This is a genomic window from Nocardia transvalensis NBRC 15921 (genome assembly GCF_000308875.1).
In the GTDB taxonomy this organism is placed as follows: domain Bacteria; phylum Actinomycetota; class Actinomycetes; order Mycobacteriales; family Mycobacteriaceae; genus Nocardia; species Nocardia transvalensis.
In genome coordinates this window covers 144,757-170,126 of sequence record NZ_BAGL01000052.1, presented here as the reverse complement: position 1 = coordinate 170,126, position 25,370 = coordinate 144,757, and the positions used below count along the sequence as shown (strand labels likewise).

The 25,370-nt window shown below is 71.0% G+C and carries 23 protein-coding genes; 14 read left to right on the top strand and 9 right to left on the bottom strand.

Features of this window, described 5'->3' with window-relative positions; translation table 11 throughout:
- Window positions 1-15 precede the first annotated feature (15 nt).
- The 3 genes from cobN (at window position 16) to ON41_RS16030 (ending at window position 4,937) form a co-directional block, all read left to right on the top strand.
- Window positions 16-3,690: a cobaltochelatase subunit CobN gene (gene cobN / locus ON41_RS16040; RefSeq protein ID WP_040748400.1), complete on the top strand. Its 3,675-nt coding sequence runs from the start codon at window positions 16-18 to the stop codon at window positions 3,688-3,690.
- Between the two features lie 230 nt (window positions 3,691-3,920).
- On the top strand, window positions 3,921-4,460 hold the full coding sequence (locus ON41_RS16035) for a DUF8020 domain-containing protein (protein ID WP_040748508.1): 540 nt from the start codon (window positions 3,921-3,923) through the stop codon (window positions 4,458-4,460).
- An 87-nt stretch (window positions 4,461-4,547) separates the two neighbouring features.
- Complete coding sequence (locus tag ON41_RS16030) at window positions 4,548-4,937, top strand: PPOX class F420-dependent oxidoreductase (RefSeq protein WP_040748399.1); 390 nt, start codon at window positions 4,548-4,550, stop codon at window positions 4,935-4,937.
- A 36-nt stretch (window positions 4,938-4,973) separates the two neighbouring features.
- On the opposite strand, the gene ON41_RS16025 is transcribed toward ON41_RS16030, so the two are convergent.
- Together ON41_RS16025 and ON41_RS16020 are read right to left on the bottom strand one after the other, a co-directional pair.
- On the bottom strand, window positions 4,974-5,357 hold the full coding sequence (locus tag ON41_RS16025) for a PPOX class F420-dependent oxidoreductase (RefSeq protein WP_040748507.1): 384 nt from the start codon (window positions 5,355-5,357) through the stop codon (window positions 4,974-4,976).
- Window positions 5,358-5,367: 10 nt separating this feature from the next.
- Window positions 5,368-5,952, bottom strand: coding sequence for a PadR family transcriptional regulator (locus ON41_RS16020; RefSeq protein ID WP_040748398.1), 585 nt, complete (start codon window positions 5,950-5,952; stop codon window positions 5,368-5,370).
- A gap of 112 nt (window positions 5,953-6,064) precedes the next feature.
- Here ON41_RS16020 and ON41_RS16015 point away from each other — a divergent pair, with 112 nt between their 5' ends.
- The gene (locus tag ON41_RS16015; protein WP_051161609.1) at window positions 6,065-6,760 is read left to right on the top strand and encodes a DUF8817 family protein; all 696 of its coding nucleotides are present in this window, start codon (window positions 6,065-6,067) and stop codon (window positions 6,758-6,760) included.
- 6 nt (window positions 6,761-6,766) lie between these two features.
- Here ON41_RS16015 and map read toward each other — a convergent pair whose 3' ends face one another.
- Complete coding sequence (map, locus tag ON41_RS16010; RefSeq protein ID WP_040748397.1) at window positions 6,767-7,534, bottom strand: type I methionyl aminopeptidase; 768 nt, start codon at window positions 7,532-7,534, stop codon at window positions 6,767-6,769.
- Between the two features lie 75 nt (window positions 7,535-7,609).
- Here map and ON41_RS16005 point away from each other — a divergent pair, with 75 nt between their 5' ends.
- The 4 genes from ON41_RS16005 to ON41_RS15990 all read left to right on the top strand — a co-directional run bounded on the left by ON41_RS16005 (window position 7,610) and on the right by ON41_RS15990 (window position 10,491).
- Window positions 7,610-7,873, top strand: coding sequence for a helix-turn-helix transcriptional regulator (locus ON41_RS16005; protein ID WP_040748396.1), 264 nt, complete (start codon window positions 7,610-7,612; stop codon window positions 7,871-7,873).
- A gap of 233 nt (window positions 7,874-8,106) precedes the next feature.
- Entirely contained in the window at window positions 8,107-8,913 is an 807-nt protein-coding gene (locus ON41_RS16000; protein WP_040748395.1) for an alpha/beta fold hydrolase, read from the top strand.
- Window positions 8,914-8,986: 73 nt separating this feature from the next.
- Entirely contained in the window at window positions 8,987-9,778 is a 792-nt protein-coding gene (locus ON41_RS15995; protein ID WP_040748394.1) for a CPBP family intramembrane glutamic endopeptidase, read from the top strand.
- A 50-nt stretch (window positions 9,779-9,828) separates the two neighbouring features.
- Window positions 9,829-10,491, top strand: coding sequence for a MerR family transcriptional regulator (locus tag ON41_RS15990; protein WP_051161607.1), 663 nt, complete (start codon window positions 9,829-9,831; stop codon window positions 10,489-10,491).
- An 11-nt stretch (window positions 10,492-10,502) separates the two neighbouring features.
- Here the strand turns inward: ON41_RS15990 and ON41_RS15985 are convergent, their stop codons facing one another.
- The 5 genes from ON41_RS15985 to ON41_RS15965 all read right to left on the bottom strand — a co-directional run bounded on the left by ON41_RS15985 (window position 10,503) and on the right by ON41_RS15965 (window position 17,260).
- Window positions 10,503-11,333: an ESX secretion-associated protein EspG gene (locus ON41_RS15985; RefSeq protein ID WP_040748393.1), complete on the bottom strand. Its 831-nt coding sequence runs from the start codon at window positions 11,331-11,333 to the stop codon at window positions 10,503-10,505.
- Window positions 11,334-13,631 (bottom strand): hypothetical protein, encoded by a 2,298-nt coding sequence (locus tag ON41_RS39055; RefSeq protein WP_157185488.1) that lies wholly within the window; start codon window positions 13,629-13,631, stop codon window positions 11,334-11,336. It lies immediately after the preceding gene.
- A complete protein-coding gene (locus ON41_RS15975) occupies window positions 13,631-14,071 on the bottom strand; it encodes a hypothetical protein (protein WP_040748392.1) in 441 nt (146 codons plus the stop codon). Before ON41_RS15975 ends, ON41_RS39055 begins: the two co-directional genes overlap by 1 nt.
- A 259-nt stretch (window positions 14,072-14,330) precedes the next feature.
- Window positions 14,331-15,719 carry a TldD/PmbA family protein gene (locus ON41_RS15970; RefSeq protein WP_040748391.1) on the bottom strand — a complete coding sequence of 463 codons (1,389 nt, stop codon included), beginning with the start codon at window positions 15,717-15,719 and terminating at the stop codon, window positions 14,331-14,333.
- 14 nt (window positions 15,720-15,733) lie between these two features.
- Window positions 15,734-17,260, bottom strand: coding sequence for a TldD/PmbA family protein (locus ON41_RS15965; protein WP_040748390.1), 1,527 nt, complete (start codon window positions 17,258-17,260; stop codon window positions 15,734-15,736).
- Window positions 17,261-17,466: 206 nt separating this feature from the next.
- Here ON41_RS15965 and ON41_RS15960 point away from each other — a divergent pair, with 206 nt between their 5' ends.
- On the top strand, window positions 17,467-18,141 hold the full coding sequence (locus ON41_RS15960) for a TetR/AcrR family transcriptional regulator (protein WP_083905385.1): 675 nt from the start codon (window positions 17,467-17,469) through the stop codon (window positions 18,139-18,141).
- Between the two features lie 9 nt (window positions 18,142-18,150).
- Here the strand turns inward: ON41_RS15960 and ON41_RS15955 are convergent, their stop codons facing one another.
- Window positions 18,151-18,918: a TSUP family transporter gene (locus ON41_RS15955; protein ID WP_040748389.1), complete on the bottom strand. Its 768-nt coding sequence runs from the start codon at window positions 18,916-18,918 to the stop codon at window positions 18,151-18,153.
- A 217-nt stretch (window positions 18,919-19,135) separates the two neighbouring features.
- Between ON41_RS15955 and ON41_RS15950 the strand changes: the two genes are divergently transcribed.
- The 5 genes from ON41_RS15950 (at window position 19,136) to lnt (ending at window position 25,063) form a co-directional block, all read left to right on the top strand.
- Window positions 19,136-20,317, top strand: a complete 1,182-nt coding sequence (locus tag ON41_RS15950) for a sensor histidine kinase (RefSeq protein WP_040748388.1) — start codon at window positions 19,136-19,138, stop codon at window positions 20,315-20,317.
- Window positions 20,318-20,407: 90 nt separating this feature from the next.
- Entirely contained in the window at window positions 20,408-21,067 is a 660-nt protein-coding gene (locus ON41_RS15945) for a response regulator (protein ID WP_040748502.1), read from the top strand.
- A gap of 97 nt (window positions 21,068-21,164) precedes the next feature.
- A complete protein-coding gene (locus ON41_RS15940) occupies window positions 21,165-21,647 on the top strand; it encodes an FxsA family protein (protein WP_040748387.1) in 483 nt (160 codons plus the stop codon).
- Between the two features lie 79 nt (window positions 21,648-21,726).
- Entirely contained in the window at window positions 21,727-23,319 is a 1,593-nt protein-coding gene (locus ON41_RS15935) for an amidohydrolase (RefSeq protein WP_040748386.1), read from the top strand.
- Between the two features lie 13 nt (window positions 23,320-23,332).
- Window positions 23,333-25,063 (top strand): apolipoprotein N-acyltransferase, encoded by a 1,731-nt coding sequence (gene lnt / locus ON41_RS15930; RefSeq protein ID WP_083905384.1) that lies wholly within the window; start codon window positions 23,333-23,335, stop codon window positions 25,061-25,063.
- Window positions 25,064-25,370: the final 307 nt, after the last annotated feature.

The following is a 25,370-nucleotide window of genomic DNA, read 5'->3' as shown; positions in this document are numbered from 1 at the left end:
GAGGAAGGCCGAACCGTGATTCTGCTGCTGTCCACCTCCGATACCGATCTGCTGTCCGCGCGGGCCAGCGGCGCGGCCTACCGCCTGAGCAATCCGGCCCGGTTGCTGCTCGACGATCTGCCCGCCCTGCTGGAGGGCGTGGAGCTGGTCGTGGTGCGCATCCTCGGCGGCCGGCGGGCCTGGGAGGAGGGGCTGGACGCGCTGCGCGACAGCGGGATTCCCGTGGTCGCCCTCGGCGGCGAGATGACCCCCGACGCCGAGCTGATGGAGTGCTCGACGGTCCCGGGCGGCGTCGCGGCCGACGCCCACAACTACCTGGCCGCGGGCGGGGCGGAGAACCTGCGGCAGCTGCACCACTTCCTCTCCGACACCGTGCTGCTCACCGGGCACGGCTTCGAACCGCCGGTGCACCTGCCCAACTGGGGCGAGCTGGAACGGACCGCGCGCGAGGTCGAGGGCCCGACCGTCGCGGTGCTGTACTACCGCGCCCAGCAGCTGGCCGGGAACACCGCGTATATCGACGCGCTGTGCACCGCCATCGAGGACGCGGGCGGGCGTCCGCTGCCGCTGTACTGCGCCTCGCTGCGCACCGCCGAACCGGAGCTGATCGAGACGCTGCGCGGCGCCGACGCCCTCGTGGTGACGGTGCTCGCGGCGGGCGGCAGTAAACCCGCGACGGCGTCGGCGGGCGGTGACGACGACGCCTGGGATATCGGCGCGCTCGCCGACCTCGACGTGCCGATCCTGCAGGGCCTGTGCCTGACCAGCGGGCGCGCCCAGTGGGCGGCCAACGACGACGGCCTCTCGCCGCTGGACGTCGCGACGCAGGTGGCGGTGCCGGAATTCGACGGCCGCGTCATCACGGTCCCGTTCTCGTTCAAGGAATTCGACGCCGACGGCCTGGCGGCGTACGTCCCCGACCCGGAACGCGCGGCGCGGGTGGCGGGTATCGCCGTGCGGCACGCCCGGCTGCGGCACATCCCGCCCGCCCGGCGTCGCATCGTGCTGATGCTGTCGGCGTATCCGACCAAGCACGCCCGCATCGGCAACGCGGTGGGCCTCGACACTCCCGCCAGCGCGATCCGGTTGCTCACCGAGATGCGCGCGGCCGGTTACGATCTCGGCGCGCCGGGGGAGATCCCGGGCCTCGAGGAGGGCGACGGCGACGCGCTCATCCACGCGCTGATCGCCGCCGGTGGCCAGGACCCCGACTGGCTGACCGCGGAACAGCTGGAGGGCAATCCGATTCGCCTCGGCGCCGCCCGCTACGCCGAATGGTTCGCGACGCTGCCCGCCGAACTGCGCGACGCGGTGGTCGAGGCGTGGGGCCCGCCGCCGGGCGAGCTGTACGTCGACCGGTCGGCGGATCCGGCCGGTGAGATCGTCATCGCCGCACTGCGATTCGGCAATGTGGTGCTGATGGTGCAGCCGCCCCGCGGGTTCGGGGAGAACCCCGTCGCCATCTACCACGACCCGGATCTGCCGCCGAGCCATCACTACCTCGCCGCCTACCGGTGGATCGCGGACGGCTTCGGCGCGGACGCGATGGTGCATCTGGGCAAGCACGGCAACCTGGAATGGCTGCCCGGCAAGACGCTCGGCATGTCGGCGGCGTGCGGTACCGACGCCGCCCTCGGCGATCTGCCGCTGATCTACCCGTTCCTGGTCAACGACCCGGGCGAGGGCACCCAGGCCAAGCGGCGGGCGCACGCGACGCTGGTCGACCACCTGATCCCGCCGATGGCGCGCGCCGAGACCTACGGCGACATCTCCCGCCTCGAGCAGCTGCTCGACGAGCACGCCAACATCTCCGCGCTCGACCCGGCCAAGCTGCCCGCGATCCGCCAGCAGATCTGGACCCTCATGCGGGCCGCGAAGATGGACCACGACCTGGGCCTCACCGAACGGCCCGACGAGGACGTCTTCGACGATATGCTGCTGCACGTCGACGGCTGGCTGTGCGAGATCAAGGACGTGCAGATCCGCGACGGCCTGCACATCCTCGGCCGGGCCCCGGCGGGGGAGAGCGAGCTGGACCTGGTGCTGGCGATGCTGCGGGCGCGCCAGCTGTGGGGCGGCGAGATCGCGGTGCCCGGACTGCGAGAGGCGCTGGGGCTCAGCGAATCCGGCGACGAATCCCGCGAGCGCGTGGACGCCGTGGAACTCCGCGCCCGCACCCTCCTGGCCGCGCTGCAGGCCGCGGACTGGTCGGCCGACGCCGTCGAGGGCGTGCTGGACCGGCACGTCACGATCGGCGCTTTCGCTACGTCCGGTCCGGAAGTCGCAGCGCCCGTGGCGGATTCGCCGGACGCGGATGTCACGCCGATCACCGTGCCCGCCGACCGCGTCGACACCCTGCGCGCGGTCTTGCGTTTCGCCGCGACGGAGGTCGTGCCGCGGCTGCGGCAGACCGGCGTCGAGATCGACCGGGTCCTGCACGCGCTGAACGGCGGGTTCATTCCCGCGGGGCCGAGCGGATCGCCGTTGCGCGGGCTGATCAACGTGCTGCCCACCGGGCGCAACTTCTACTCGGTCGATCCGAAGGCGGTGCCGTCGCGGCTGGCCTGGGAAACCGGTCAGGCCATGGCGGATTCGCTGCTCGCGCGCTACCTGGCCGACCACGGCGCCTACCCGCCCTCGGTCGGCCTGTCGGTGTGGGGCACCTCGGCGATGCGGACCTCCGGCGACGATATCGCCGAGGTCCTGGCGCTGCTGGGCGTCCGGCCGGTGTGGGACGAGGCGAGCCGCCGGGTCACCGATCTGGAGCCGATCTCGCTCGCGGAGCTGGGCCGCCCGCGCATCGACGTCACCGTGCGCATCTCGGGCTTCTTCCGCGACGCCTTCCCGCACGTGCTGGCGCTGCTGGACGACGCGGTGCGGATGGTCGCGGCGCTCGACGAACCGGCGGAGTCGAATTACGTACGCGCGCACGCGCAGTCGGATCTGGCCGGCCACGGCGACGAGCGCCGCTCGACCACCCGCATCTTCGGGTCCAAGCCCGGCACCTACGGCGCGGGACTGCTGCAGCTCATCGATTCCAAGAGCTGGCGCACCGACGACGATCTGGCCCAGGTGTATACCGCCTGGGGCGGTTTCGCCTACGGCCGCGACCTCGACGGCGCCCCGGCGGCCGACGATATGCGCACCGCCTACCGGCGAATCGCGGTGGCGGCCAAGAACACCGATACCCGCGAACACGATATCGCCGACTCCGACGACTATTTCCAGTATCACGGCGGAATGGTCGCCGCCGTGCGAGCGCTCACCGGAACCAATCCGGAGGCCTATATCGGCGACAGCACGCGCCCGGACGCGGTGCGCACCCGCACGCTGTCGGAGGAGACCGCGCGCGTATTCCGTGCCCGCGTGGTGAATCCGCGATGGCTCGAGGCGATGCGGCGGCACGGATACAAGGGCGCCTTCGAGATGGCGGCCACCGTGGACTATCTGTTCGGCTACGACGCCACCACCAATGTCGTCGCCGACTGGATGTACGAGAAGCTTTCCGAAAGCTATGTTTTCGACGACGTCAACCGCAAGTTCATGGAGCAGTCGAATCCGTGGGCATTGCACGGCATCGCCGAACGCCTGCTCGAGGCGGCCGAGCGCACGCTGTGGGAGCATCCGGAACCGGAGACGCTGGAGCGGCTGCGGCACGTGTACCTGGAGACCGAGGGCGAGCTGGAGTAGCGAATTCGCCTGCCCCATAAAAGCTTGGGCTTGGTCCGCGCCTGTCCTGAGAGCACCATGAGAATGTCGCGACGACCGTCCGGTCCAGTCCAGCGCCGGACCGGCGGATAACGTTATCCGGAAGCACAATTCGACCCCGAATCAGGTTCGTGGAACGGTCGATTGTCCGATGCTGCTCGGATTGTCGCGAGGCCGTTCGCGAACGGATTCTCCAGGCACAGGAATTGATCATGAGAATTGCCAGATTCGCTGCCACCGCCGCCGTCTCCGTCGCCGCTCTGGGAATCGCCGCCGCCACCGCCCACGGTGAAGCCGGTATCACCGGGCCGTCGCTGAGCGGGGCCGACCAGGGCGTCGCCTACACCACGACGATGGCCGACGACCACTCCGCCGTCACCACCACCCTGGCGGCCGGACGGTTCGAGGTCACGCCGGACGCCGTCGCGGTCTTCGCGCCCGACGGCGCGCAGGTCGGCACGGTGCCGCTGGTGTACCAGGCGGCGGGCCGGACGGTGCACGTGACACCGGAAATCGACGCCGCCGCAACGACATTGACGGTGCGCCCCGACAACGCGGCGGACATCAGCGCGCCCACGCCGCAGACCCAGGCGCTGAAGCAGATCGGCAGCGAGGGCCAGATCATCGGTGGCGCGGCGCTCGGCTGCGTGATCGGGATCGTGGTCGGCATCTGGTTCTTCGGTGTCGGCGCGATCCTCGGCTGCGTCGTCGGCGGTCTCATCGGCGGAGCCATCGGCGCCAACCAGCCGTGACGGAGTCGCCCCTACGCCGCCGGGCGTAGGGACCCGTGCGCCCCGGGGCGGATGTGCCGCGGGGCGCCTCGCCGTACTGTTGGCCCCATGACCTGGAACGATCTCGCGCGAGCCAAATACGCGCTACTCACGACGTACAAGAAGGACGGCACCGCGGTCGGCACGCCGGTGTGGGTGGCGCCCGACGGCGACCGCATCGTGGTGTGGACCAACCCCAAGACCTGGAAGGTGAAACGGATCCGCCGCGATCCCAAGGTCACCCTGCAGGCGTGCGACAACCGCGGGCGCGTGCGGGGCGAGGAGATCCTGACCGGCACGGCCGAGGTGCTCGACGACGCCGGTACCGACCGGGTCCGCGGTCTGGTCGGGCGCAAGTACGGGGTGATCGGCACCCTCGCCATCCAGGGGCACAAGCTGTTCCTGGGCAAGGATCGGTCGGTCGGGCTGTCGATCGCGCAGCAGGCCCCGACCGCCTAGGGACCGAAGAGGCTGGGCGCGTGCGTGTTTCGCGTGTCAGCTATCGGCGGTGATCTCGATGCCGACGGTGCCGCGCTTGCCCCGGCGCAGGACGCTGCCGGTGACGATCAGCCACCCCTGCACCGGATACTTCCGCTTGATCAGGCCGCGCACGCGATCGCTGCCCGCGTCGTCGAGGATGCGGGCGGTGCCCTCCACGACCTCGCCCTGCGGGGTGCCGTTGACGCTGCACGGCTGCACCGTCACCTTGGGATCGCGGCGGATCCGCTTGACCTTCCAGCTGTCGGTGACCGTCCAGACGTAGAGTTTGCCGTCGCCGAGCGCGGCCCACAGCGGCGTCCCGACCGGGGTGCCGTCCTTGCGGAACGTGGTCAGCAGAACGTAATTCGCGGTGCCGGCGTCACCGAAGGGATTGTCCACATCCGGCAGCCTATCCGCGGCGGTCCGGATCGGCATCGCGCGGGCGGTCGTCGGCCATGCGATACTCGCCGGCCGCCAGGCGGTCCAGGAGGCGGGCGGTCCAGCCGGTGAAGTTATCGAAGACGCCGCTCCACAGGTCGAGCAGGTCGCGCGAGTGCGGCGCGTCGTGGCGGCCCGGGAAGTCGGGCGCCATGGCGATCAGATCGTCGCGGACGCCGGCGGCGGCGCGGCGCTGCTCGGTCAGCAGATCGATCACCTCGCGGCGCGGCAGCGCGTCCATGAAGGCGATGCCGGCGCCGAGTTCCTCCATATCGACACTCGTCAGCGCCGATCGCAAGCGCGCGAGGAATTCCGATTCGCCCGCAGGGGTGAGTTCGTAGAGAGTGCGGCCCGGTCCCTGGCTGCTGTCCTCGGTGCGTACCGCGCGCAGCGCGTCGTCGGCGGTGAGCTGCTTGAGGGCGTGGTAGATCGAACCCGGTTTGACATTGGTCCACGTCTCGGCGCGCCAGGACAGCAGCTCCTGGCGCACGGCGTAGCCGTAGGTGGGCTGCCGCATCCGGATCACTCCCAGTACGAGCAGGCGTACGGCGGACACGGGTCTCCTTCGCTGGCCGAGGGTGTTCGATCATGCTAGTCAAATTTGACTTCCGCCGCCAACCGGCTTACCGTCGGCTAGTCAAATTTGATTACCTAGCCAAGGGGAATGCATGAGTTCCACCTCGATTCCGGTGCTCTGGAGCGGTGACCTGCCGGTCACGCTCGACTTCTACCGGGCGCTGGGTTACAAGGTGACCTACGAGCAGACCCGGCCCTACACCTACGGCGTCGTGCAGCGCGACGGCTGCGAGGTGCATTTCGGGCCGATGCCGAAGGGTGGCGGCAGCGCGGAAGAGGCGTACGTCGGCTGCCTGGTGATGATCGATGACGCCGCGGAGTTGCATCGGGCGTTCAGCGACGGGCTGCGCGAGCGCTACAGCCGCGTTCCCGCGCGCGGGGCGCCGCGGATCACCCGGTTCCGGCCCGGGCAGTCGCGATTCACGGTCGTCGACCCGGCCGGGAACTCGATCATCTACATCCAGCGCGACGAACCCGAGGTCGAATACGGCGGTTCGCGCGACCTCGAGGGGCTGGCGCGGGTGATCGACAACGCGCGGATCCTGCGCGATTTCAAGACCGACGAGCGGGCCGCCGCCAAGGTGCTGGAGGTGGGCCTGCGCCGGTTCGCGGGCACCGCGCCGCCGCTCGAGCGTGGCCGGGCACTGGCCATGCTGGCCGAAATGCGCGACGTCGCAGGGGATTCCGGGCGGGCGAGCGAGTGCCGCCGGGAACTCGCCGCACTCGGACTGTCGCGGGCGGACCTCGACGGTATCGGCGGCGAGTTCCCGGGCGGCGGGGAGGCGTGATAGGGCTCAGGCGGCCAGGGTCAGGATCCGGGGGCCGTCGTCGGTGACGGCGATCGTGTGCTCGGAGTGGGCGGTGCGGGAGCCGTCGGCCGAGCGCAGGGTCCACCCGTCCGGATCGGTCACGATGCGGTCGGTGCCGGCGGCGAACCACGGTTCCAGAGCGAGCGTGAGACCCGGGCGCAGGACCATGCCCCGGCCGGGGCGCCCGTCGTTGGCCACGTGCGGATCCTCGTGCATGGTCCGGCCCAGGCCGTGGCCGCCGAATTCGGTATTGATCGGATAGCCGTACCCGTGCGCGACCTCGGCGATGGCCGCCGAGATGTCGCCGATGCGGTTGCCCGGGAGCGCCGTCTCGATCGCGGCGGCCAGGGCCTCCTCGGTGGCGCGGACCAGCCGCAGGTCGCGGTCGTCGGCGTTGCCGACGATGGTGGTCACCGCCGAATCGGCCACCCAGCCATCGATGCTCACGGCCAGATCCATGGTGAGCACGTCGCCGTCGCACAGCGCGTAGTCGAACGGAAGTCCGTGCAGGACAGCGTCGTTCACCGACAGGCAGATGGTGTTGCGGAACGGGCCGCGGCCGAACGACGGCGAATAGTCCCAGTAGCAGGAGACCGCGCCGCGTTCCTCGATGCGCCGGCGAACGTGCAGTTCCAGGTCGAGCAGGTTGACTCCCACCCGCGCGCGCTCGCGCAGGTCCGCCAGGGTCTCGGCGACGAACTGCCCGGTCACGCGCATGCGCTCGATCTCGGCGGGGGTCTTGAGTTCTACCACGTGCGTCCTTTCATCGGTATTTAAATACCGACCATAGCGCTTGCGGTATTTGAATACCAGCCGTAGCCTGGCCGCATGGTTCGCCTGCCCCTCACTCCCGCCCAGGTCGAGGCCGGTCGCCGCCTCGGCACGTACCTGCGCGACGCCCGCGCGGGACGGGACCCGGTGGTAGTGGCGCGCGCGGCGGGCATCTCCCCGGAGACTCTCCGCAAGATCGAGTCCGGGCGCCTGCCGAGCCCCGCGTTCGGCACGGTGGTCGGCCTGAGCCGGGCGTTGGACATCCCGCTCCAGGATCTCGCCGACGTGTGGCAGTCCGCGGTCCTGGCCGAAACGGCCTAGCAACCGCCGGGACCGCCGAGCGCGGTAGCAACTGTCGAGACCGCCCAGCGCGGTAGCAACTGTCGAGACCGCCCAGCGCGGTAGCCGAGCGTCGGTCAGCTGCCCGTCGGTGTTCGTCGTCGGGGGCCTGACCAGGCCGAAACTCTCGTGTCAGGCTATGTCAGCGACATGTCAGGTCCGTATCAGCCGAGTTGGCGAGAGTGTTGGACAACACCTCTTCGGAAGGAAAAACGATGTCCGACAACGCTACTTCGACCTCGACCTGGATCGGCACCGTGCCGGTGGACGACACCGCGCTGGCCGTGACCGACACCGGCGGTTCCGGCCGGCCGATCGTCTATCTGAACGGATCGTATGCCAGCCAACGGCATTGGCGGCGCGTGATCGCCGACCTCGGCCCCGGCTATCGGCACATCACGTTCGACGAGCGGGCTCGCGGTAGGTCGAAGCGATCCGCGGACTACTCGTTCGAGGCCTGCCTGCGAGATATCGATGCGGTTCTCGCCGCACGTGGCGTGCACCAGCCGCTGCTGGTCGGCTGGTCCTACGGCGCGCTGCTGGGGGTCTACTGGGCCGACCGTCACCCGGATCGGGCGCTGGGCGTGGTCGGGGTCGACGGCCCGTACCCGTCCGGCTGGACCGACGAGGCGGGCCGGGAGCGACTGCGGAAGACGTTCCGCCGGATGCGGCCGCTGCTGCCGCTGGTCGCCCCGTTGGGCCTAGCCGCGCGGATGAGCGCCGACCAGCACGCCGAGATCCAGATCGAGGCCCACGCGCTGCACGCCGCCCTCGGCCCCCTCCTCGACCGCGCTGCCCTCCCGGTCCGATACGTGGCCGCCTCGGCCGAGACCGTCTACGACAAGGGCGGCGAGCTGGAGCAGATGCGCCGCACCCTCGACCCGTACCTGGCGCGGAACCCGAACCTGAAGATCAGCGCGCGGGTCGCCAGCGATCACGGCAAGATCCTGCGCAACGATTCCCCCGCCGTCGCCGACGCGGTCCGCGAGGTCGCCGCTCTCCTCGATGACGAGGCGCGCTGAGGCGACGCGGAAGCCCTTCCCGCGCAACGGCATCCGCATCTGTCCACATTCCACCAGTACGAGGAATCCGGTCATGCCCGCTTCCGTAGACACACGATCGAACCGGTTGGCCGAACGGCTGCTGAGTGATCGTCACTCCGTGCCGCTGTCGGTCCTGTTGCACCTTGCTCCCGGTGCGCTGATCGTCGCCGCCTACCTGCTCATCGGCGAACCGTTCGCCGACGCCATCGGCTATCCGCACTTCGCCGGCTGGGCCGTCGCCCTGTGCACGGTTCTCCTGCCGATCCTGGCGGGTCTGCTGTGGCTGGGCTACCGCCGCAACGGCCGCCCCGCGCTCCACGGCGTGCTGCACTACACCGGCAGGCCGGTCGCACGCCGGAGATTGGTGGCGATGGTCGTCCCGCTCATCCTGTGGATGATCATCCTGGGCTACGCACTGGCGCCGGTGAACACATTTTTCCTCGACCACCTGTTCACCTGGCTCCCCTACGCCGACGCCGGCAGCAACGGCACCAACGCCTACCTGCACGGGTACTCGCACGCCACCACGCTCACCACCATGCTGACCTGCCTGCCACTGACCGGATTCGCACTTCCGCTCATCGAGGAGCTGTACTTCCGCGGCTTCCTCCTGCCGCGCATCGCCCACCTCGGCCGCCGGGCGCCCGTGCTCAACACGGTCCTGTTCTCGCTGTACCACCTCTGGTCACCGTGGGCATTCGTCTCCCGCGTGCTCTTCACATTCCCCGGATACTGGCTCGCCTGGCGGCACCGGGACATCCGGATCTCGATCGGAATGCACGTCGGCTCGGCAACCATCCTGGCGACCCTCGGCACACTCGCCCTCGCACTGAACCTCCTCTGACACGACCAGCCCTTGCTCCTCACGCGGCGTGAGGTTCTACCGTGGGCGTCATGGCGGGAACCAAGGTCGGTGAGCTGGCTCGGTCCACCGGGCTGACGGTGCGCACGCTGCACTACTACGACGAGATCGGATTGCTGGCGCCGTCGGGTCGCACCAGCGCCGGGCACCGGCTGTACTCGACCGCCGATATCGAGCGGCTGTACCGGATCACCCTGCTCCGCAAGCTCGGTTTGCGGCTGGACGAGATCGCCTCCGCGCTGGACGATCCGGCCTGGGATCTGCGGTCGGCGATGGGCAGGCACATCGAACAGCTCGACGGGCAGCTCGCGGTCGGGCACCGCCTGCGGCAACGGCTCACCGTCATGGTGAACGCCGCCGGTGACCGGCGCGAGATCCGATCCCGGGAACTACTGGACACATTGGAGGACATGGTCATGCTGGATACAAAGGTGCGGCGGCGGATCCCGACGCTCGTGTACGCCGATATCGAAGCGGCGCACACATTCCTGACCGAGGTCTTCGGCTTCGAAGCCGGCCGGCTCGACCGCGATCCGGACGGTGTGGTGCAGCACGGCGAGGTCACCGCCGGGGACGGCGTGATCTGGCTGCACCGGGTGTCGCCGCGGTTCGGGCTGCACTCGCCGAGGACCGCGGGATTCGACACCGTCAGCTGCGAGAACCGGCTCTGGTCGTTCATGACGCCCCTCGTCTGATTCTCCGAGGGTCAGGGGCGCAGGCCCGGGGCCGGGGAAGCGGGGGGATCGATCGTGGCGTGCTGGTGGGCGAATTCGCCGAGATCTTCGGTGTAGTCGCGGAATTCGGTGAGGGCGTGGTCGAGGAGGCGGGTGACCGCGCTGCGGACGGCGGAGGTGTCGGCGGGGCGGACGGTGAGGGTGCGGGTGCCGGTCTCCATATAGCGGCCGTCGTCCTCGATGTCGTACCAGCGGACGGTGCCGACCTTGCGGGGCGGGCGCAGGCCCTGGCGGCGCGGGCCGCGGAAGACGGTGATCACCCCCGCGCCGGTGGCCGGTCGGCGGACCAAGTCGCGGTAGCGCTGGAGAGGAGTCGATTCGCCGGTGTAGCGGAGTACCGGCTGATGTTCGGGATAGAGGTCGGCGGCGACGAACGCCTGCGCGGGCCGGCTGCCGGGCGGCTGTTCCGACAGCAGCATGGTCAGCCGGTCCGGTAGCCGGTCGGCGGAGGTGATGGACAGTTCGATCCGCTCCCGGCGCAGGAACTGCATGGCGAGCGCGGCGTGCCGGTCGTGCCGGGCGGCCGCGACCCGGATGGGCCCGGCCTGGTCGGAGACCCCGTGGATCTCCGCCCAGACCTCCGGATCGGTCAGCACTGTGAAGGCGCGGCGCAGCAGATCGGCCTCGTTCCAGCTCAGCCGGCCGCGTTCGGAGTACTCCTGGCGCACCCCGGCCCAGAACGCGTCGCGCTCGTTGACGTGCCCGAACCGGGACAGATAATTCAGGGGATAGAGCATGCGGTCGTTGGCGGGCCCGTACCACAGGGCCGCGAATTCCTCTTCGTCGAACGACCAGGACGCCATCTATTCACCAATCACGGGTGGAACGTTGCGGTACGTGTCCGGTCGCCCGGCAGGAGACGAGGCGCCGGTATCGGACCTCGGCTCCGAACCCGCTGTGGCGGACTCTGTTCCGACAGTATCCACCAGCGGCTCCTTCGCGGCATGTCGGCCGGAGTCTTGCAGAGTGTCGGCTCCGCCGTGCACCCCCTCAGCCGGCTCTGCTGGTCCCGGTTCTCCGGCCGTGTCGTCGGTAGCCCCGGACGGGGAGTCGTCCGCAGCCGTGCCGCTATCGCCGAGAGACGATCCGCTTCCCGAATCCGTGGTCGAAACGGGTTCGGCGGCATGGAATCCGATGATGCCCGGCTGGGGCTCGGCCGCGGTGGCGTGCGAGGCGTCGCCGTCAGTGGCCGCTGTCTGTTCGGCTGACGTGTCGGCGGGTTGTACCTCGGTCGGCGTGGAATCGGTGGCCGACGGTGCCTCGGCGGCGGCCTGTTCCTGGGCGGCGGTGTCGGGGGTGAGGTCCTCGGCGGTGGAATCGGCGGTTTCGCGGTGCTGGTCGAATCGCATGCCGAAACGGTCGCGGTCGCCCTGGAAGCGGACGCGGAGGCGGGGGATTCGGTGCGGCGAATTGTTGTCGGCGAGTTCCGCGGCCGCCGTGCCGCCGACGGCGGTGGCGCCCGCTGTGGTGTACGGGGTGAGATCCGGCGGTGTCACGGGCGCGGACGGGGGAGTGAAGGCCGGGGGTTTCATCACCGGGGCGTTCGGCGCTTGCGGGGGCACCGGCGGATTGGGGGTCGCCGGGGGCGGCGGCGCGACCGGTGGCACCGGCGGCGCCGGCTTGAGCAGTGGCGCGCCGGGTGCCGGGTGGGCAGGAGCCGGCTGCGGCGTGGGGACAGCCGGGCTCGGCGGCAGCGGGCTCACGGGCGGAGCCGGTGCGGGCATGGGCGTGGCGGGCGGCGGCGCGGCGGGCGGGGCGACGGGCGGCGGTACCGGCGCGCTCGGCAGCGGACCGGCCGCGGGCGGCGGCACGGGTGCGACCGGTGGCGCAGGCGCGACCGGCGGTGCCGGGGTGACCGGAGGCGCGACCGGCGTCTGTGCCTGCGGCGGCGAATACGGTGCCGGTGCAGGGGAATTCGGCGCGTGGGACTGAGGTGCCTGGGACTGTGGCGCCTGGGTTTGCGGCGTGTTCGCGCCCGTGCCGGTGGTGGCGGCGCCGCTGTGGGAGCTGGCAGAGGTGGCCGCACCGGTCGTGCTGTCGTGTGAGGTGTAGCTCGACGAGACGTCGGGCGCGGTGCCGGTGACCGGGCGGGGCAGATCCGGTTTCGGCTGCTCGACCGGGCCCGTGCCGACGCCGGGCGAGGTGGACGAGCCGGGTGAGGTGGAGTGGCTCGGCCGCGGCGCGGGCCTCTCGTCACCGCTCGGCTTCTCGGGCTGGGTCTGCTGGGGTGCGTCGTGCCCGTGCTGCTGTTGCGGGACGCCGTAGCTGACGCCATTGGTGGAAGGGAAGCGACTGCCCGGCGAGGTGGACGACGGCCGGTTGCCGCCGGGGGACTGATGATTCGGCTTGCCGGGCCGCGACGGCCGGGAACCGTAGAGCGAGGACGTGGAGTCCTGGCCGTTCGAGGTGTGGGGCTGCCCCCCGAACAGCGAGCTGCTGCCCGGGTCGGTGCCGAGTCCGCTGCCGTTGACGGGCAGCCCCGTGACCGACGCGGCGGTGGTCACCGTCGCGCCCGCGGACGGCTTCCAACCGGCCGCGGTGAACAGGCCGCTCAGCGGGCCGCCGGAATCGCCCTCGCCGCCGATCGATATCGCGGCGGGATAGGTGGGCAGCCGACCGTCCTGATCGAGGAACGGGACCACGTAGCGCTGCTGCATGACCTGGCGGGCGTCGTCCTGCGCCTGCTGGGCCGCGCGGGACTGGCCGTCGTAGCCCGACGGGTCCTTGGTCTGGTCGGCGCTGACCGGAACCGGTTTGGGCACATACGCTTTCGCGGTCAGCGCGGCGGTGGCGGTGTTCGCGACCGCCTGGCCGGTCTGGTCGAACAGGTCCGCCAGCGTTCCGGCCTGGGTGCCGTAGTCGGTCAGGGCCTGGACCGCGGTGTCGGCGGCGGCGCCGGTCCACTCGCCGTCGACGGCGGTGCGGACGGACTGGACCAGCTGCGTGGTGGAGTCCCGCCACTGGTCGCGCGCCTGCTGCCAGGCCGTGACCACCGGGGCGGTCTGGTCGTCGACGGTTTGGAAGGCGTCGTAGATCTGCTGATGGGTCAGCGCGTCGACGTTCTCCGGGTTGGTGATTCCGGGCTGGTCGTATCCGCTCATCACACACTCTCCGCGCTGGGGCCGGGCGCGGCCGGGCCCGGTGCCGTCGAGATCGCGCGGTACTGCGCGGCGAACTCGCTGTCGGTCTGCTGCAGCCGCTCGCGGATCGTGCGGAACAGGCTCTGCACCTCGTCGGCCACCTGCCAGTGACCCTCGAGCGCCTCGTGGGCGCTGCTGCCGCCGCCGGACCCCTTGTCCCGGAAGCGCTGCACGAGGGTGTGCGCCGAGGTGAGGACGGCGGACTTCTCGCCGAGACCCCAGGATTCGTGCTGGTTGACCTGCTGCACGAGCTGCTGAATGGCCCGGATCTCGGTCTTGCGCTTCTCCATCGCCTGATCGAGCGCCACGAACGCCTGCGGATTCACCTTCAGCGAAACCGCACCCGTCTTGGCCTGTTCGATCAGCGGGCCGAAGACCTGCCGGCCGCTGTCATCTCCCATGATGCCCCCATACGACTGCGTGCGTATCTGTTATCGATTCGACGCACACGCGACCGCCCTGGTTCCATCGATCTGGATAAAGATCTCGGCGGCGATCGGTCACGAGCTCCTCCGGTGCTCGAGCTGTGCGGCGGCCGGTCGCGACAGCGGGAAGCGCGACGGACCGGCGGTTCCGGTGGGGCGATTCTGCCATACGCGAGCCGGTCGCGGGCACCGGAGCGATTGCCCGCCAGTCGATTACCCGCCGGACGCGCGGCCGCTACGTCGCGCGGCTGACCGACGACATGTGGAAATCTGGAATCCGCAACGGCGGCATGGCCGTCCGCGTGAACCAGTCCTTCCACTCGCGGGGGAGGGTGATCTCGGTGGCGCCCGCCTCGGTCGCCCGGCGCAGCAGGTCCAGCGGGCTCTCGTTGAACCGGAAATTGTTGACCGCACCGGTCACTTCGCCGTTCTCCACGAGATAGACGCCGTCGCGGGTGAGCCCGGTGAGCAGGAGGGTCGCGGGATCCACCTCGCGGATGTACCAGAGGCAGGTGAGCAGCAGCCCGCGTTCGGTGCGCGCGACCATATCGGTCAGCGTGGCGCCGGATCCGCCTGTCATGAGCAGGTTCTCGCCGGGAACCGTGACCGGCGCGCCGAATTCGGCGGCGGTGGCGCGCGGGTAGATCAGCGAGGTCACGACGCCGTCGCGCACCCAGTCGGCGCGGCGCGCGGTGAGCCCGTTGTCGAAGACCGACAGCGACTCCGACGAGGAGGGCGTGGCCACGAACGGCCGGTACTCCAGCCCGGGAGCGCTCGGATCGGAGTACAGCGTGAGCGGGAGGTCGCCCAGCCGCTCACCGATCCGGGTGCCGCCCGCGCGGGAGAATGCGGTGTGGCCCTCGTGCGCGCCGCGGCCCTCCATCGACCACATCAGGTAGATCATGAGATCGGCGACCGCGCCCGGCGGCAGCAGCGTCTCGTAGCGCCCGGCCGGGAGTTCCACGCGCCGCCGCGACCAGTCGAGCCGGCGCGAGAGCTCGGCGAGCAGCGCGGGAACGTCGACATCCGTGAAGTCGGCGGTGCCGGTCCCGGCCCACGCGCTCGCCAGCTCCGCGCCCTCGCCGCGTTTGCCGTTGATCTCCACCGATCCGGTGGGCTGCGTCCAGCGGCGGCGCACCCCGGTCGAGGTGCCCAGCCACGTCGAATGCTGCTGATGGTGGGCGAAGCCGTAGAGCCGGTCCGCGCCGTCGAATCCGGTGGCGAGATCGCTTGCCAGCCGCTCGAAGACGCCGATATCGGTGGTCGCCGGTGCGCCCTCCCAGGGCAGAGCGCGATCGGGCCCGAGCGGATCGGGATCCGGCAGCGGCACGGCGTCGCTCGCGGGTGCGGCGGTGCGCGCGGCCTCCTCGCTCGCCCGCACGACGGCCTCGATCTCGGCGGGGTCGACGCTGGTCGACACGACGCTGCCGACCCGCGCGGCCTCCGGGCCGTCCCGCAGGATCGAGACCACCGTCCACTGCCGGGAGACCGAGGAACCGTTGGTGGTCATGGAGTTTCCGGCCCACCGCAGCGACGCCTCGTAGGCGTCGGTGACGATGACGATCGCGTCGTCGGCGCGCGAGAGCCGCAGCGCGCGCTCGACGACATCCTGTGCGGGGAACACCCCGTCGGTAGTGGTCACTGCCCGGCCTCCGCGCGGGTGTTGAGGATGGTCACGCCGCGCACGAGCACCGACGGGCAGCCGTGACTGACCGCCGCCACCTGCCCGGGCTGCGCCTTGCCGCAGTTGAACGCGCCGCCGAGGACCCACGTCGACGGCCCGCCGACCGCCTCCATCGCGCCCCAGAAGTCGGTGGTGGTGGCCTGGTAGGCGACATCGCGCAGCTGGCCGTCGAGGCGGCCGTCGCGGATGCGGTAGAACCGCTGACCGGTGAACTGGAAGTTGTAGCGCTGCATATCTATGGACCACGATTTGTCGCCGACCACGTAGATGCCGTTGTCGACCCGGGAGATCAGCTCAGCGGTCGTGGTGTCGCGCTCGGGATCCGGCTGCAGGGAGACGTTCGCCATCCGCTGGATGGGGACGTGATGCGGCGAATCGGCGTACGAGCAGCCGTTGGAGCGGTCGAGTCCCAGCCGCGGGGCGAAGACGCGGTCGAGCTGGTAGCCGACCAGGGTGCCGTCGCGGATCAGATCCCACCGCTGGCCCGCCACGCCCTCGTCGTCGTAGCCGACGCTCGCGAGCCCGTGCTCCTGGGTGCGGTCGCCGGTGACGTGCATGACCGGGGTGCCGTAGCGCAGGGCGCCGAGCTGGTCGGGGGTGGCGAACGAGGTTCCGGCGTAGGCGGACTCGTAGCCGATGGCGCGGTCGTATTCGGTCGCGTGGCCGATCGACTCGTGGATGGTCAGCCACAGGTTGGTCGGATCGATGACCAGGTCGAAGGCGCCGGGATCCACGCTCGGCGCGGACACCTTCTCCGCCAGCCACTCCGGGATCCGCGCCAGCTCGCCGTGCCAGTCCCAGACGCCGTCGGCGCCGGTGACGTACTCCCAGCCGCGGCCCGCCGGAGCGGCGAGGGTGCGCATGGTCTCGAAGACGCCCGCCGCCGGGTCGACCGTGATCGCCTCGAGTTCGGGGTGCAGGCGCACCCGCTGCTGGGTGATGGACGATCCGGCCGTATCGGCGTAGAAGGTCTGCTCCTTGACCTGCAGCACCGAGGCGGTGACGTGGTCGACGCCCGCGGCGTCCGACAGCCGCCGCGAATAGTCCTGCAGCAGTGCGACCTTCTCGGGTGTCTCGATCGCGAACGGATCGATCTCGTAGGGCGAGACCCAGGCGGCTCCGGCGTAGACGGGCTCGTCCGCCAGCTCGACGCGCTCGCGGTTCAGCGCGCGCAGCGTCGTCGCGACCGTCACCGCGCGGCGCGCCACCTCGGCCGCGGTGGCGGGCGACAGATCGGCGTGCGAGGCGAAACCCCAGGTGCCGTCGACGACGACCCGGACCGCGAAGCCGAGATCGGTGGCATTGCCGATGGATTCGACGCGCCCGTCGCGCAGCCGGATCGACTGCGTCACCAGCCGGTGCACACGCAGATCGGCGTGGGTGGCGCCGGCGGCGCGGGCCGCGGTGAGCGCGGCGTCGGCCAGTTCGGCGAGCGGGAGGGCGCGGAACTGTTCGTCCACGGCCCGGACAGGGGTGCTCACGGCGAATACGCTAATCGGTTGCGGACCGGTCGTTCAACAGCTTTCGATGCGGCCGTGCGGGAATCGTTGCCGCCCAGCACGACACGCCGTGCAAACCTGCACGCGATGCAAACCCGCACGACATGCGGTGTGGCACGAGGTGAACCGCACGCGCCGACACACAGCTTGCCGGGTGTTTCGTGATCAATGGCGTACCGTGTGCCCGCGTGCCGCCATCCGCGCTCCGTGACCGTAAGCGGGAACGCACCCGCCGTGCCCTCCTCGAGGCCGCCGTCGACCTGTTCGAGAGACGTGGCTACGAGGCGACCACCGTCGCCGATATCGCCGCGACCGCCGAGGTGGGCACGCGAACGTTCTTCAACTACTTCGAGAGCAAAGAGGAATTGCTCTTCCCCGAACCCGACGAGCGGGTGCGCGCCGCCGTGCACGCCATCGCCACCCGCCGGCCCGACGAGCGGCCCGTCGAAGTGTTGTTACGCGCCTTACGCGCGGCCGGCGACAATCCCGGCGACCATCTCGGCGACGACCTCGCCGCCCGCATCTCCGTGCTGCGCGCGCAGGTCTCGCGCACGGTGCCCGCGGTCAGCGGCCGCGCCGCGCACGCCCAGCTGGCCGCCCAGCAGGAGATCGCCCGCCAGCTGCGCGGGGCGTTCCCGGAGGAACTCGACGAGGTCGGCGCGGCCGCCTTGGTCGGCGCGGTGGTCGGCGCGGTCTCGGGCGCGCTGACCGTGCTGTTCTCCGGCCGCCACGCGATCGAGGACGGCGAGCGCCTGCACCACAAGATCCGGGAGACGACCTCGAAGGTCCTGGCGCCCTGGCTGGCCGAGCCGCCGCGGGCGGATCGGCCGGTCCGGCAGATGATGGCCGAGGCCCGCTGCTGAGAGCGGGGCTCAGCCGAACTGCTGCCAGCCCAGCCGGATCACCATGCCGACGACCACGATCAGCAGGACCGCGCGGACGAATCCCGCGCCGCGCGCCAGCGCCATGCGCGACCCGGCGATCGCGCCCGCGATATTGGCCACGGCCATGGCCAGGCCCAGCGTCCAGATGACGTGCCCGGTCGCGCCGAGGAACAGCAGCGAGCCCAGATTGGAGCCGCAGTTGATCACCTTGGCCATCGCCGCGGCGCGGACGAACTCGGTGCCCAGCAGCGTGGCGAAGGTGATGATGAGGAACGTGCCGGTGCCGGGCCCGAGCAGCCCGTCGTAGCAGCCGATCAGGCCCGCGGCCAGCGCGACCACCAGGATCGTCTTGCGGCGGGTGGGGGCGTGGGTGGCCATCGTGACGCCGATCGAGGGCCGCGCGGTCACGAAGATCGCGACGCCGATCAGCACCACCATCACGATCGGGATGAAGTAGTCGCGGTCGATCAGCGCGACGGCCGCCGATCCGGCCGCCGCGGCTCCCGCGGCGATCACCGCGCCCGGCAGCAGCAGCCGCCAGCGGATCGGCACCTTGCGCGCGAAGGTGATCGTCGCCGCGGTGGTGCCGGAGAAGGCGGCGATCTTGTTGGTGCCCAACGCCGTCTGCGGCGCGATCGTGGGGGCGACCAGGAACAGCGTCGGCAGGATGATCAACCCGCCGCCGCCGACCACGGCATCCACCCAGCCCGCCGCGGTCGCGGCCGCGAGGAGTACCGCCCAGTCTGCGAGATTCACCGAGCGACCCAATCAGACGTCGGATGATTGGGCAAATCCGCCCCCGGCCTGCTCGGAACGAGCGCGCCGCCACCTAGGCGTACCTCCGCATTCGCTCCGGCCGTGCGCGGACCGAGGACGGCTACGCCGACTGCGCCACTTAGGCGTACCTCCGCATTCGCTCCGGCCGTGCGCGGCTGAGGACGGCTACGCCGGCTGTGCCACCTAGGCTGAGCGGGTGCGTCGATTCAGTCTGTGGCTGCGTGGCAAACCACTCGTGGCGGACTCGATGCTGGCGCTGGTGCTGTTGGTGCTCGATCTGCTGACCGTGGCGGGGAAACAGCATCACGCGGTCTACGTGGTGCTGGGCGTGCTGGCCCCGCTGCCGGTGGTGTGGCGGCGGGCGTATCCGCGGGGGAGCGCCGCGGCGCTGCTCGCCGTCTCCATCGGCAGCACCGTGGTGAGCATCGCGATCGGCGAGGATCTGCAGCCGCCCGCGCTGGTGGCGGTGGGCATCATGCTCTACACGCTGGTCGCCTATGTCGGGCGCCGCGAAGGGCTGCTCTATCTCGCGGCGCTGGCCGTGGACGGCATTCTGTCGATCACGCTGCTGAACCAGGGCGTCTGGATCACCACCGGATTCCTGATCATGTTCTACGCGCTGTGCTGGACGCTGGCCGAATTCCTCGGCGCCCGCCACGCCTACGACACCGAGGTCGCGGCCCGTCTCGCCGTCGCCGACTACGACCGGGAGCGCAGCGCCCACGAGGCCGTCGCCATCGAGCGCACCCGCATCGCCCGCGAACTGCACGATGTGGTCGCGCACGCGGTGAGCGTGATCATCGTGCAGGCCGACGGCGCGAAATACGCGCTGCGCCGCGATCCGGACGTGGCCGAACAGGCGTTGAGCGTCATCGCCGGCACCGGCCGCGACGCGCTGCGCGAACTGCGCCGCACCGTCGCCCTGCTGCGCACCGAACACGCCCCCGAACAGCTGCCCCAACACGGGACGGCGGGCCTGGCGCGGGTGGTGGAGATGATGCGCAGCGCGGGCCTGGTGGTGGAACTGGAGCTGACCGGCGAACTCGACGACGTCACCCCCGAGGTCAGCCTGGGCGTGCACCGCATCGTCCAGGAGTCGCTCACCAACACCTTCCGCCACGCCGGGCCCGATCCGAAGGCGTGGGTGCGGGTGCGCCGCCGCGACCGTGACGTCCTCGTCGAGGTCGACGACCTCGGGCACGCCGCGAGTGCCGCTGCTCCGGGCGTCCGCGCCGAGATCATCGGCAGCGGTCTGGGCCTGGTCGGCATGCGTGAGCGCGTCGCCGTCCTCGGCGGCAGCCTCGAGGCGGGCCGCCGCCCGGAAGGCGGCTGGCGCGTCCGCGCCGTCATCCCGCTGGACCGTGACGGCCCCGACTGACGTCGGGAAAATCGGCGGGTGCTCCGGGAAACCGGCGGGGGCGTCGGGAGACGGGGTGGGGACGTCGGGGGACGCTATAGATTGGTGCGCGTGCCGATCACCGTTCTCGTCGTCGACGACCAGGAGCTCATGCGTGCCGGGCTGAAGATGGTGCTCGGCGCCCATCCGGACGTGGAGGTGGTGGGGGAGGCCGACAACGGGGCCGCGGCGGTGAGCCGGGCGCGGGAGTTGCGGCCCGACGTGGTGCTCATGGATGTGCGGATGCCCGTGGTCGACGGCGTCACCGCGACCGGGCAGATCCTCGAATCCGGGTGCGGCAGCAGGGTTCTGGTGATGACCACCTTCGACATCGACGAGCACGCGCTCGGCGCGCTGCGGGCCGGGGCCAGCGGCTTCCTGCTCAAGGACACCCCGCCGGAGGACCTGATCTCAGCCATCCGCAGCGTCGCCGCCGGCGATGCGGTGGTGTCGCCGAAGGTGACCAAACGGCTGCTGGACCGCCTCATCGCCGACGATCCGGCGCGGATGCGCGACCCGTCGGTGCTCGACGTGCTCACCGCCCGCGAGCGCGAGGTGCTCGAGCAGATCGCCGCCGGGCGGTCGAACGCCGAGATCGCCGGCGAGCTGTTCCTGTCCGAGGCCACCGTGAAGACGCACGTGGGCCGCGTGCTCACCAAGCTGAACCTGCGCGACCGGGTGCAAGCGGTGGTGCTGGCCTACGAAACCGGTCTGGTGCGGCCGGGCGCCTGAGCCCGGTCGCGGAATTCACAGCCGGAATTCAGGAGCCGCGGGAGAAAATCGGGCGTCCCGCGCGTTGGACGGGTAGATCGTTCTCGAAAGGATCGCCATGCCCGCCCTGTTGTTCGCGCTCTACCTCGTCGTCGAGATCGCCGCGCTCGTCGTGGTCGGCCATCTGATCGGCGTCGTCCCCACGATTCTGCTGCTCATCGCGGGATCCGGCCTCGGCCTGATCCTCGTCCGGTCGCAGGGCCGCCGGGTGTTCGACCAGTTCCGCCGCGCCCGCCTCGGTGAGATCGCGCCCGGCACCGCCGTCGCCGACGGCGCGCTGGTCGCGCTCGGCGCCGTGTTCATGTTCGTGCCCGGCTTGATCACCTCCGTGTTCGGCCTGCTCCTGCTGTTGCCCACCCGCGCGCTGCTGCGCCCGGTGGTGTCGGCCTTCGCGACCCGCCGCATCGACCGCCTGTCCATGGCGGCCGGGTATCACGGCGTGGTCGTCGAGCCCAGCGGCGATGTGGTCGACGGCACCGTCGTGCACGAGTACTACGACGACGGCCAGGGCGGGGCCCGCCCGATGATCGACGGTCGCTGACCACCGCCGCCGCGGGCGGTCCGCGGCCGGTCGAGGGCAGGCCGAGCGGCGGATCGCCCGTACGGCAGACTGGGATGCCGTGAGTACCCAGTTGCTGGTCGGCGGACGCATCTACAGCTCCAGTTCACCCGATGCCACGGCGATGGCGGTGACCGACGGCACGGTGGTGTGGCTGGGTGCGGATCAGCCCGGGCGGGCGCTGCATCCCGACGCGGAGGTCGTCGATCTCGACGGCGCGTTCGTCGCGCCGGCGTTCGTGGACCCGCACGTGCACGTCACCGCGCTGGGACTGCAACTGACCGGACTCGATCTGTCGCGGGCCACCTCCCTCGCGCACTGCCTGCAACTGGTGAGCGACTACGCCCGGGCGCATCCGGGCATTGTCCTCGGCGACGGCTGGGACGAGACCCGCTGGCCCGAGGGCAGGCCGCCGACGACCGAGGAGATCGATGCCGCCGCCGGACCCGGCCGCGCGGTGTATCTCGTTCGCGTGGACGCTCATTCGGCGGTCGCTTCCTCCGCGCTGCTCGACGCCGTCCCGCAGGTGACCGCGGCGGCCGGATTCACCCCGGGAGAACCGCTGCGCGCCGACGCCCACCACCTCGTGCGTGCCAGCGCGTTGAACAGTCTGGACCGGGCGCAGCGGGACGCCGCCCGCACCGCCGCCCTCGACCACGCCGCCGCCAACGGCGTTGTGGCCGTGCACGAATGCGCCGGGCCGCAGATCTCCGGCCGGGACGACGTGACCGAACTGCTCGCCTTCACCCACGGCGTGCAGGTGCGCGCGTACTGGGGCGAGGCGGTCCGCACCGCGGACGAGGCCCGCGCCCTCATAGACGAACTGGGCGTGCACGGCCTCGCCGGTGATCTGTTCGTCGACGGGTCGATCGGCTCGCACACCGCCTGGCTGCGCGCGCCCTACGCCGACCGGGACACCACCGGCGTCGGCTACCTGGAGGCCGACGCCGTCGCCGCGCACGTGCGGGCCTGCACCGAGGCGGGGATCCAGGCCGGATTCCACGCCATCGGCGACGGCGCGCTCGAGGCCGTGGCACAGGGCTTCTCGCGGGTCGCGGCCGACCTCGGCGGTCCCGCGGTCGCCGCGCGCGGGCACCGTGTCGAACACGCCGAGCTGATCGATGCCGAGCAGATCGCGGCGCTGGCCGCCGCGGGCGTGATCGCCAGCGTGCAACCGGGATTCGACGCCGAATGGGGCGGGCCGGACGGCATGTACGCCGCGCGACTGGGCGCGCGCGCTGCCGCCCTGAACCCGTTCGCCGCCATGGCCTCCGCCGGGATCTCCCTTGCCCTCGGCTCCGACGCCCCCGTCACCGCCTTGAGCCCGTGGGAGGCCGTGCGCGCCGCGGCCCACCACCGGACGCCCGGCCACCAGATCTCCCCGCGCGCCGCCTTCGCCGCCGCCACCCGCGGCGCCTGGCGCGCCGGGGGTATCCGAGACGGCATCGCCGGAACCCTGGTCCCCGGCGCGCCCGCCTCGTACGCGATCTGGGACGCCGCCGATCTGGTCGTGGCCGCCGCCTCCGACAAGGTCCAGCGCTGGTCCACCGACCCGCGCTCGCGGGTCCCCGGCCTCCCGCCGCTCGACCCGGGCACCACACCGCCCGCCTGCCTGCGCACGGTCCATCGCGGCGTCACCATCTACGAGGCGTGAGACGCGAACGTCGATGACGAACGATCACGCCGAAGGCGCAGTGGCCGCGCCCGATACCGATCCCGGCCACCAGCGTGCCGGAAACATTCGTGACGCCACCGCGAACACTCGTGACGTCGGCGCGAGGCTGCTGGACCTGCCGCGGCGGTATCCGGTGTGGTCGCGGATCGTCGGCGCGATCGTCGCCGGACTGCTGATCTACGCGAGCTTCCCACCGCGGGCCTGCTGGTATCTGGCGCCGCTGGGAATAGCGCTGCTGACGCTGGTGGTGCGCGGGAACGGGCGGCTGCGCGCCGGATTCGGGTACGGCCTGCTCGCCGGGGCGGCGTTCTTCGTCCCGCTGCTGCCCTGGACCGGGATCTACGTCGGGCCGGTGCCGTGGCTGGCGCTGTCGGCGGCGTGCGCGGTGTACGTCGGGCTGTTCGGGCTGCTCGCGCGGCTGGTGAGCACGCGGCCCGGGTGGCCGCTGTGGGTGGCCGCGATGTGGACGCTGACCGAATGGGGTCGCTCCACCTTCCCGTTCGGCGGATTCCCTTGGGGACGGCTGGCGTTCGGGCAGGCCGACGGCTGGTATCTGCCGCTCGCGAGCCTCGCCGGCGCGCCCGGGGTGAGCTTCGCGGTGGCCCTCACCGGGACCGCGCTGGCCGCCCTGCTGCTGGGGATCGCCGACCGGCGACGGCCCCGATGGCTGCTCGGAATCGTCACCGCCGCACTCGTCGTGGTGATCGTCCCTGGCGCCGGACTGCTCCTGCGCTCCGCGCTGCCCGCCCCGGACGACGGCATCCGCCACATCACGGTCGCCGCCATCCAGGGCAGCGTGCCGCGGCTCGGACTGGACTTCAACGCCCAGCGCCGCGCCGTCCTCGACAACCACGTCCGCCGTACCGAGGAACTGGCCCTGGCCGTCGCCGCCGGGCAGGCCGCGCAGCCGGATGTGGTGATCTGGCCGGAGAATTCGTCCGATATCGACCCGCTGCGCAATGCCGACGCCGCCGACGAGATCGCCGCCGCGTCCACCGCGATCCACGCGCCCATCCTGGTCGGCGCGGTCCTGGTGAACCGCGACTCCGGCGACTCCGCGGTCACCACCACCAACTCGGTCATCGTGTGGAACGGCGACGCCGGACCGGGGGAGCGGCACGACAAGAAGATCATCCAGCCGTTCGGGGAATACCTGCCGCTGCGCGGCTTCTTCCGGCACTTCTCCGAATACGCCGACCGCGCAGGCTATTTCGTGCCCGGCCACGGCGACGGCGTGGTGCACGCCCGCCCCGCCGGGGGCGGCCCCGAGGTCGCCGTCGGCGTCGCGACCTGCTACGAGGTGGCCTTCGACCGCGCCTTCGAGGATTCGATGAGCGCCGGTGCGCAACTGCTGACGGTGCCGACCAACAACGCCACTTTCGGCGACAGCGAGATGACGTATCAGCAGCTGGCCATGTCGCGCCTGCGCGCCGTCGAACACGGCCGGGCCCTGATCGTGGCCGCCACCACCGGGGTCAGCGCGATCGTCACCGCCGACGGCGCCGTCGCGCAGCAGACCCCGAAATTCGTTCCGGCCGCACTGGAGGCGACGGTCCCGCTGCGCGACGCGACGACACCCGCGACGCGGGTGGGCCCGTGGCCCGAGCGGACATTGTGTATCCTTGCCGCGGCTGTTGTTGTGGCTGTGGCTATTCGGCGGCGAATGTCGTCGTCCGAGCATCCGGCAGATGCGGACGCCGTCGGTGACCGGATGGGCCGCTAGTCGCCTCCGCAGGCTCTCCCGCGTGGTGAACATACTGTGACACCGCACGGCCGATGCGAGTACCAGGCACCGGCCGGTACGCCCGCGCCTAGTTCGCCCGATCATTGCGTGTAGCTCCACGGGTGCGTCCGAAAACCCGGCTTGAACAGCGTTTTAAGTGGTTTTTCCGGTTCGATCGCGATGTTTGCGAAGAGATTGCTAACTAAAAGCACTCTCCACCAACATCGTTGGAAGTGAAACATCTCGAGATCGCTACCGATCCGCCCGACTCGATGCTCCGAATCATAGGGCGTGGATCACGTCCTAC

Excerpts from the sequence above, each read along its gene's own strand:
- ON41_RS16035 (WP_040748508.1), top strand. The coding sequence starts at position 3,921 with ATGAGAATTGCCAGATTCGCTGCCACCGCCGCCGTCTCCGTCGCCGCT.
- ON41_RS16015 (WP_051161609.1), top strand. The coding sequence starts at position 6,065 with ATGAGTTCCACCTCGATTCCGGTGCTCTGGAGCGGTGACCTGCCGGTC.
- ON41_RS15940 (WP_040748387.1), top strand. The coding sequence starts at position 21,165 with ATGCCCGCCCTGTTGTTCGCGCTCTACCTCGTCGTCGAGATCGCCGCG.
- ON41_RS16000 (WP_040748395.1), top strand. The coding sequence starts at position 8,107 with ATGTCCGACAACGCTACTTCGACCTCGACCTGGATCGGCACCGTGCCG.
- ON41_RS16030 (WP_040748399.1), top strand. The coding sequence starts at position 4,548 with ATGACCTGGAACGATCTCGCGCGAGCCAAATACGCGCTACTCACGACG.
- ON41_RS16005 (WP_040748396.1), top strand. The coding sequence starts at position 7,610 with ATGGTTCGCCTGCCCCTCACTCCCGCCCAGGTCGAGGCCGGTCGCCGC.
- ON41_RS15990 (WP_051161607.1), top strand. The coding sequence starts at position 9,829 with ATGGCGGGAACCAAGGTCGGTGAGCTGGCTCGGTCCACCGGGCTGACG.
- lnt (WP_083905384.1), top strand. The coding sequence starts at position 23,333 with ATGACGAACGATCACGCCGAAGGCGCAGTGGCCGCGCCCGATACCGAT.
- ON41_RS15985 (WP_040748393.1), bottom strand. The coding sequence starts at position 11,333 with ATGGCGTCCTGGTCGTTCGACGAAGAGGAATTCGCGGCCCTGTGGTAC.
- ON41_RS15995 (WP_040748394.1), top strand. The coding sequence starts at position 8,987 with ATGCCCGCTTCCGTAGACACACGATCGAACCGGTTGGCCGAACGGCTG.
- ON41_RS15975 (WP_040748392.1), bottom strand. The coding sequence starts at position 14,071 with ATGGGAGATGACAGCGGCCGGCAGGTCTTCGGCCCGCTGATCGAACAG.
- ON41_RS39055 (WP_157185488.1), bottom strand. The coding sequence starts at position 13,631 with ATGAGCGGATACGACCAGCCCGGAATCACCAACCCGGAGAACGTCGAC.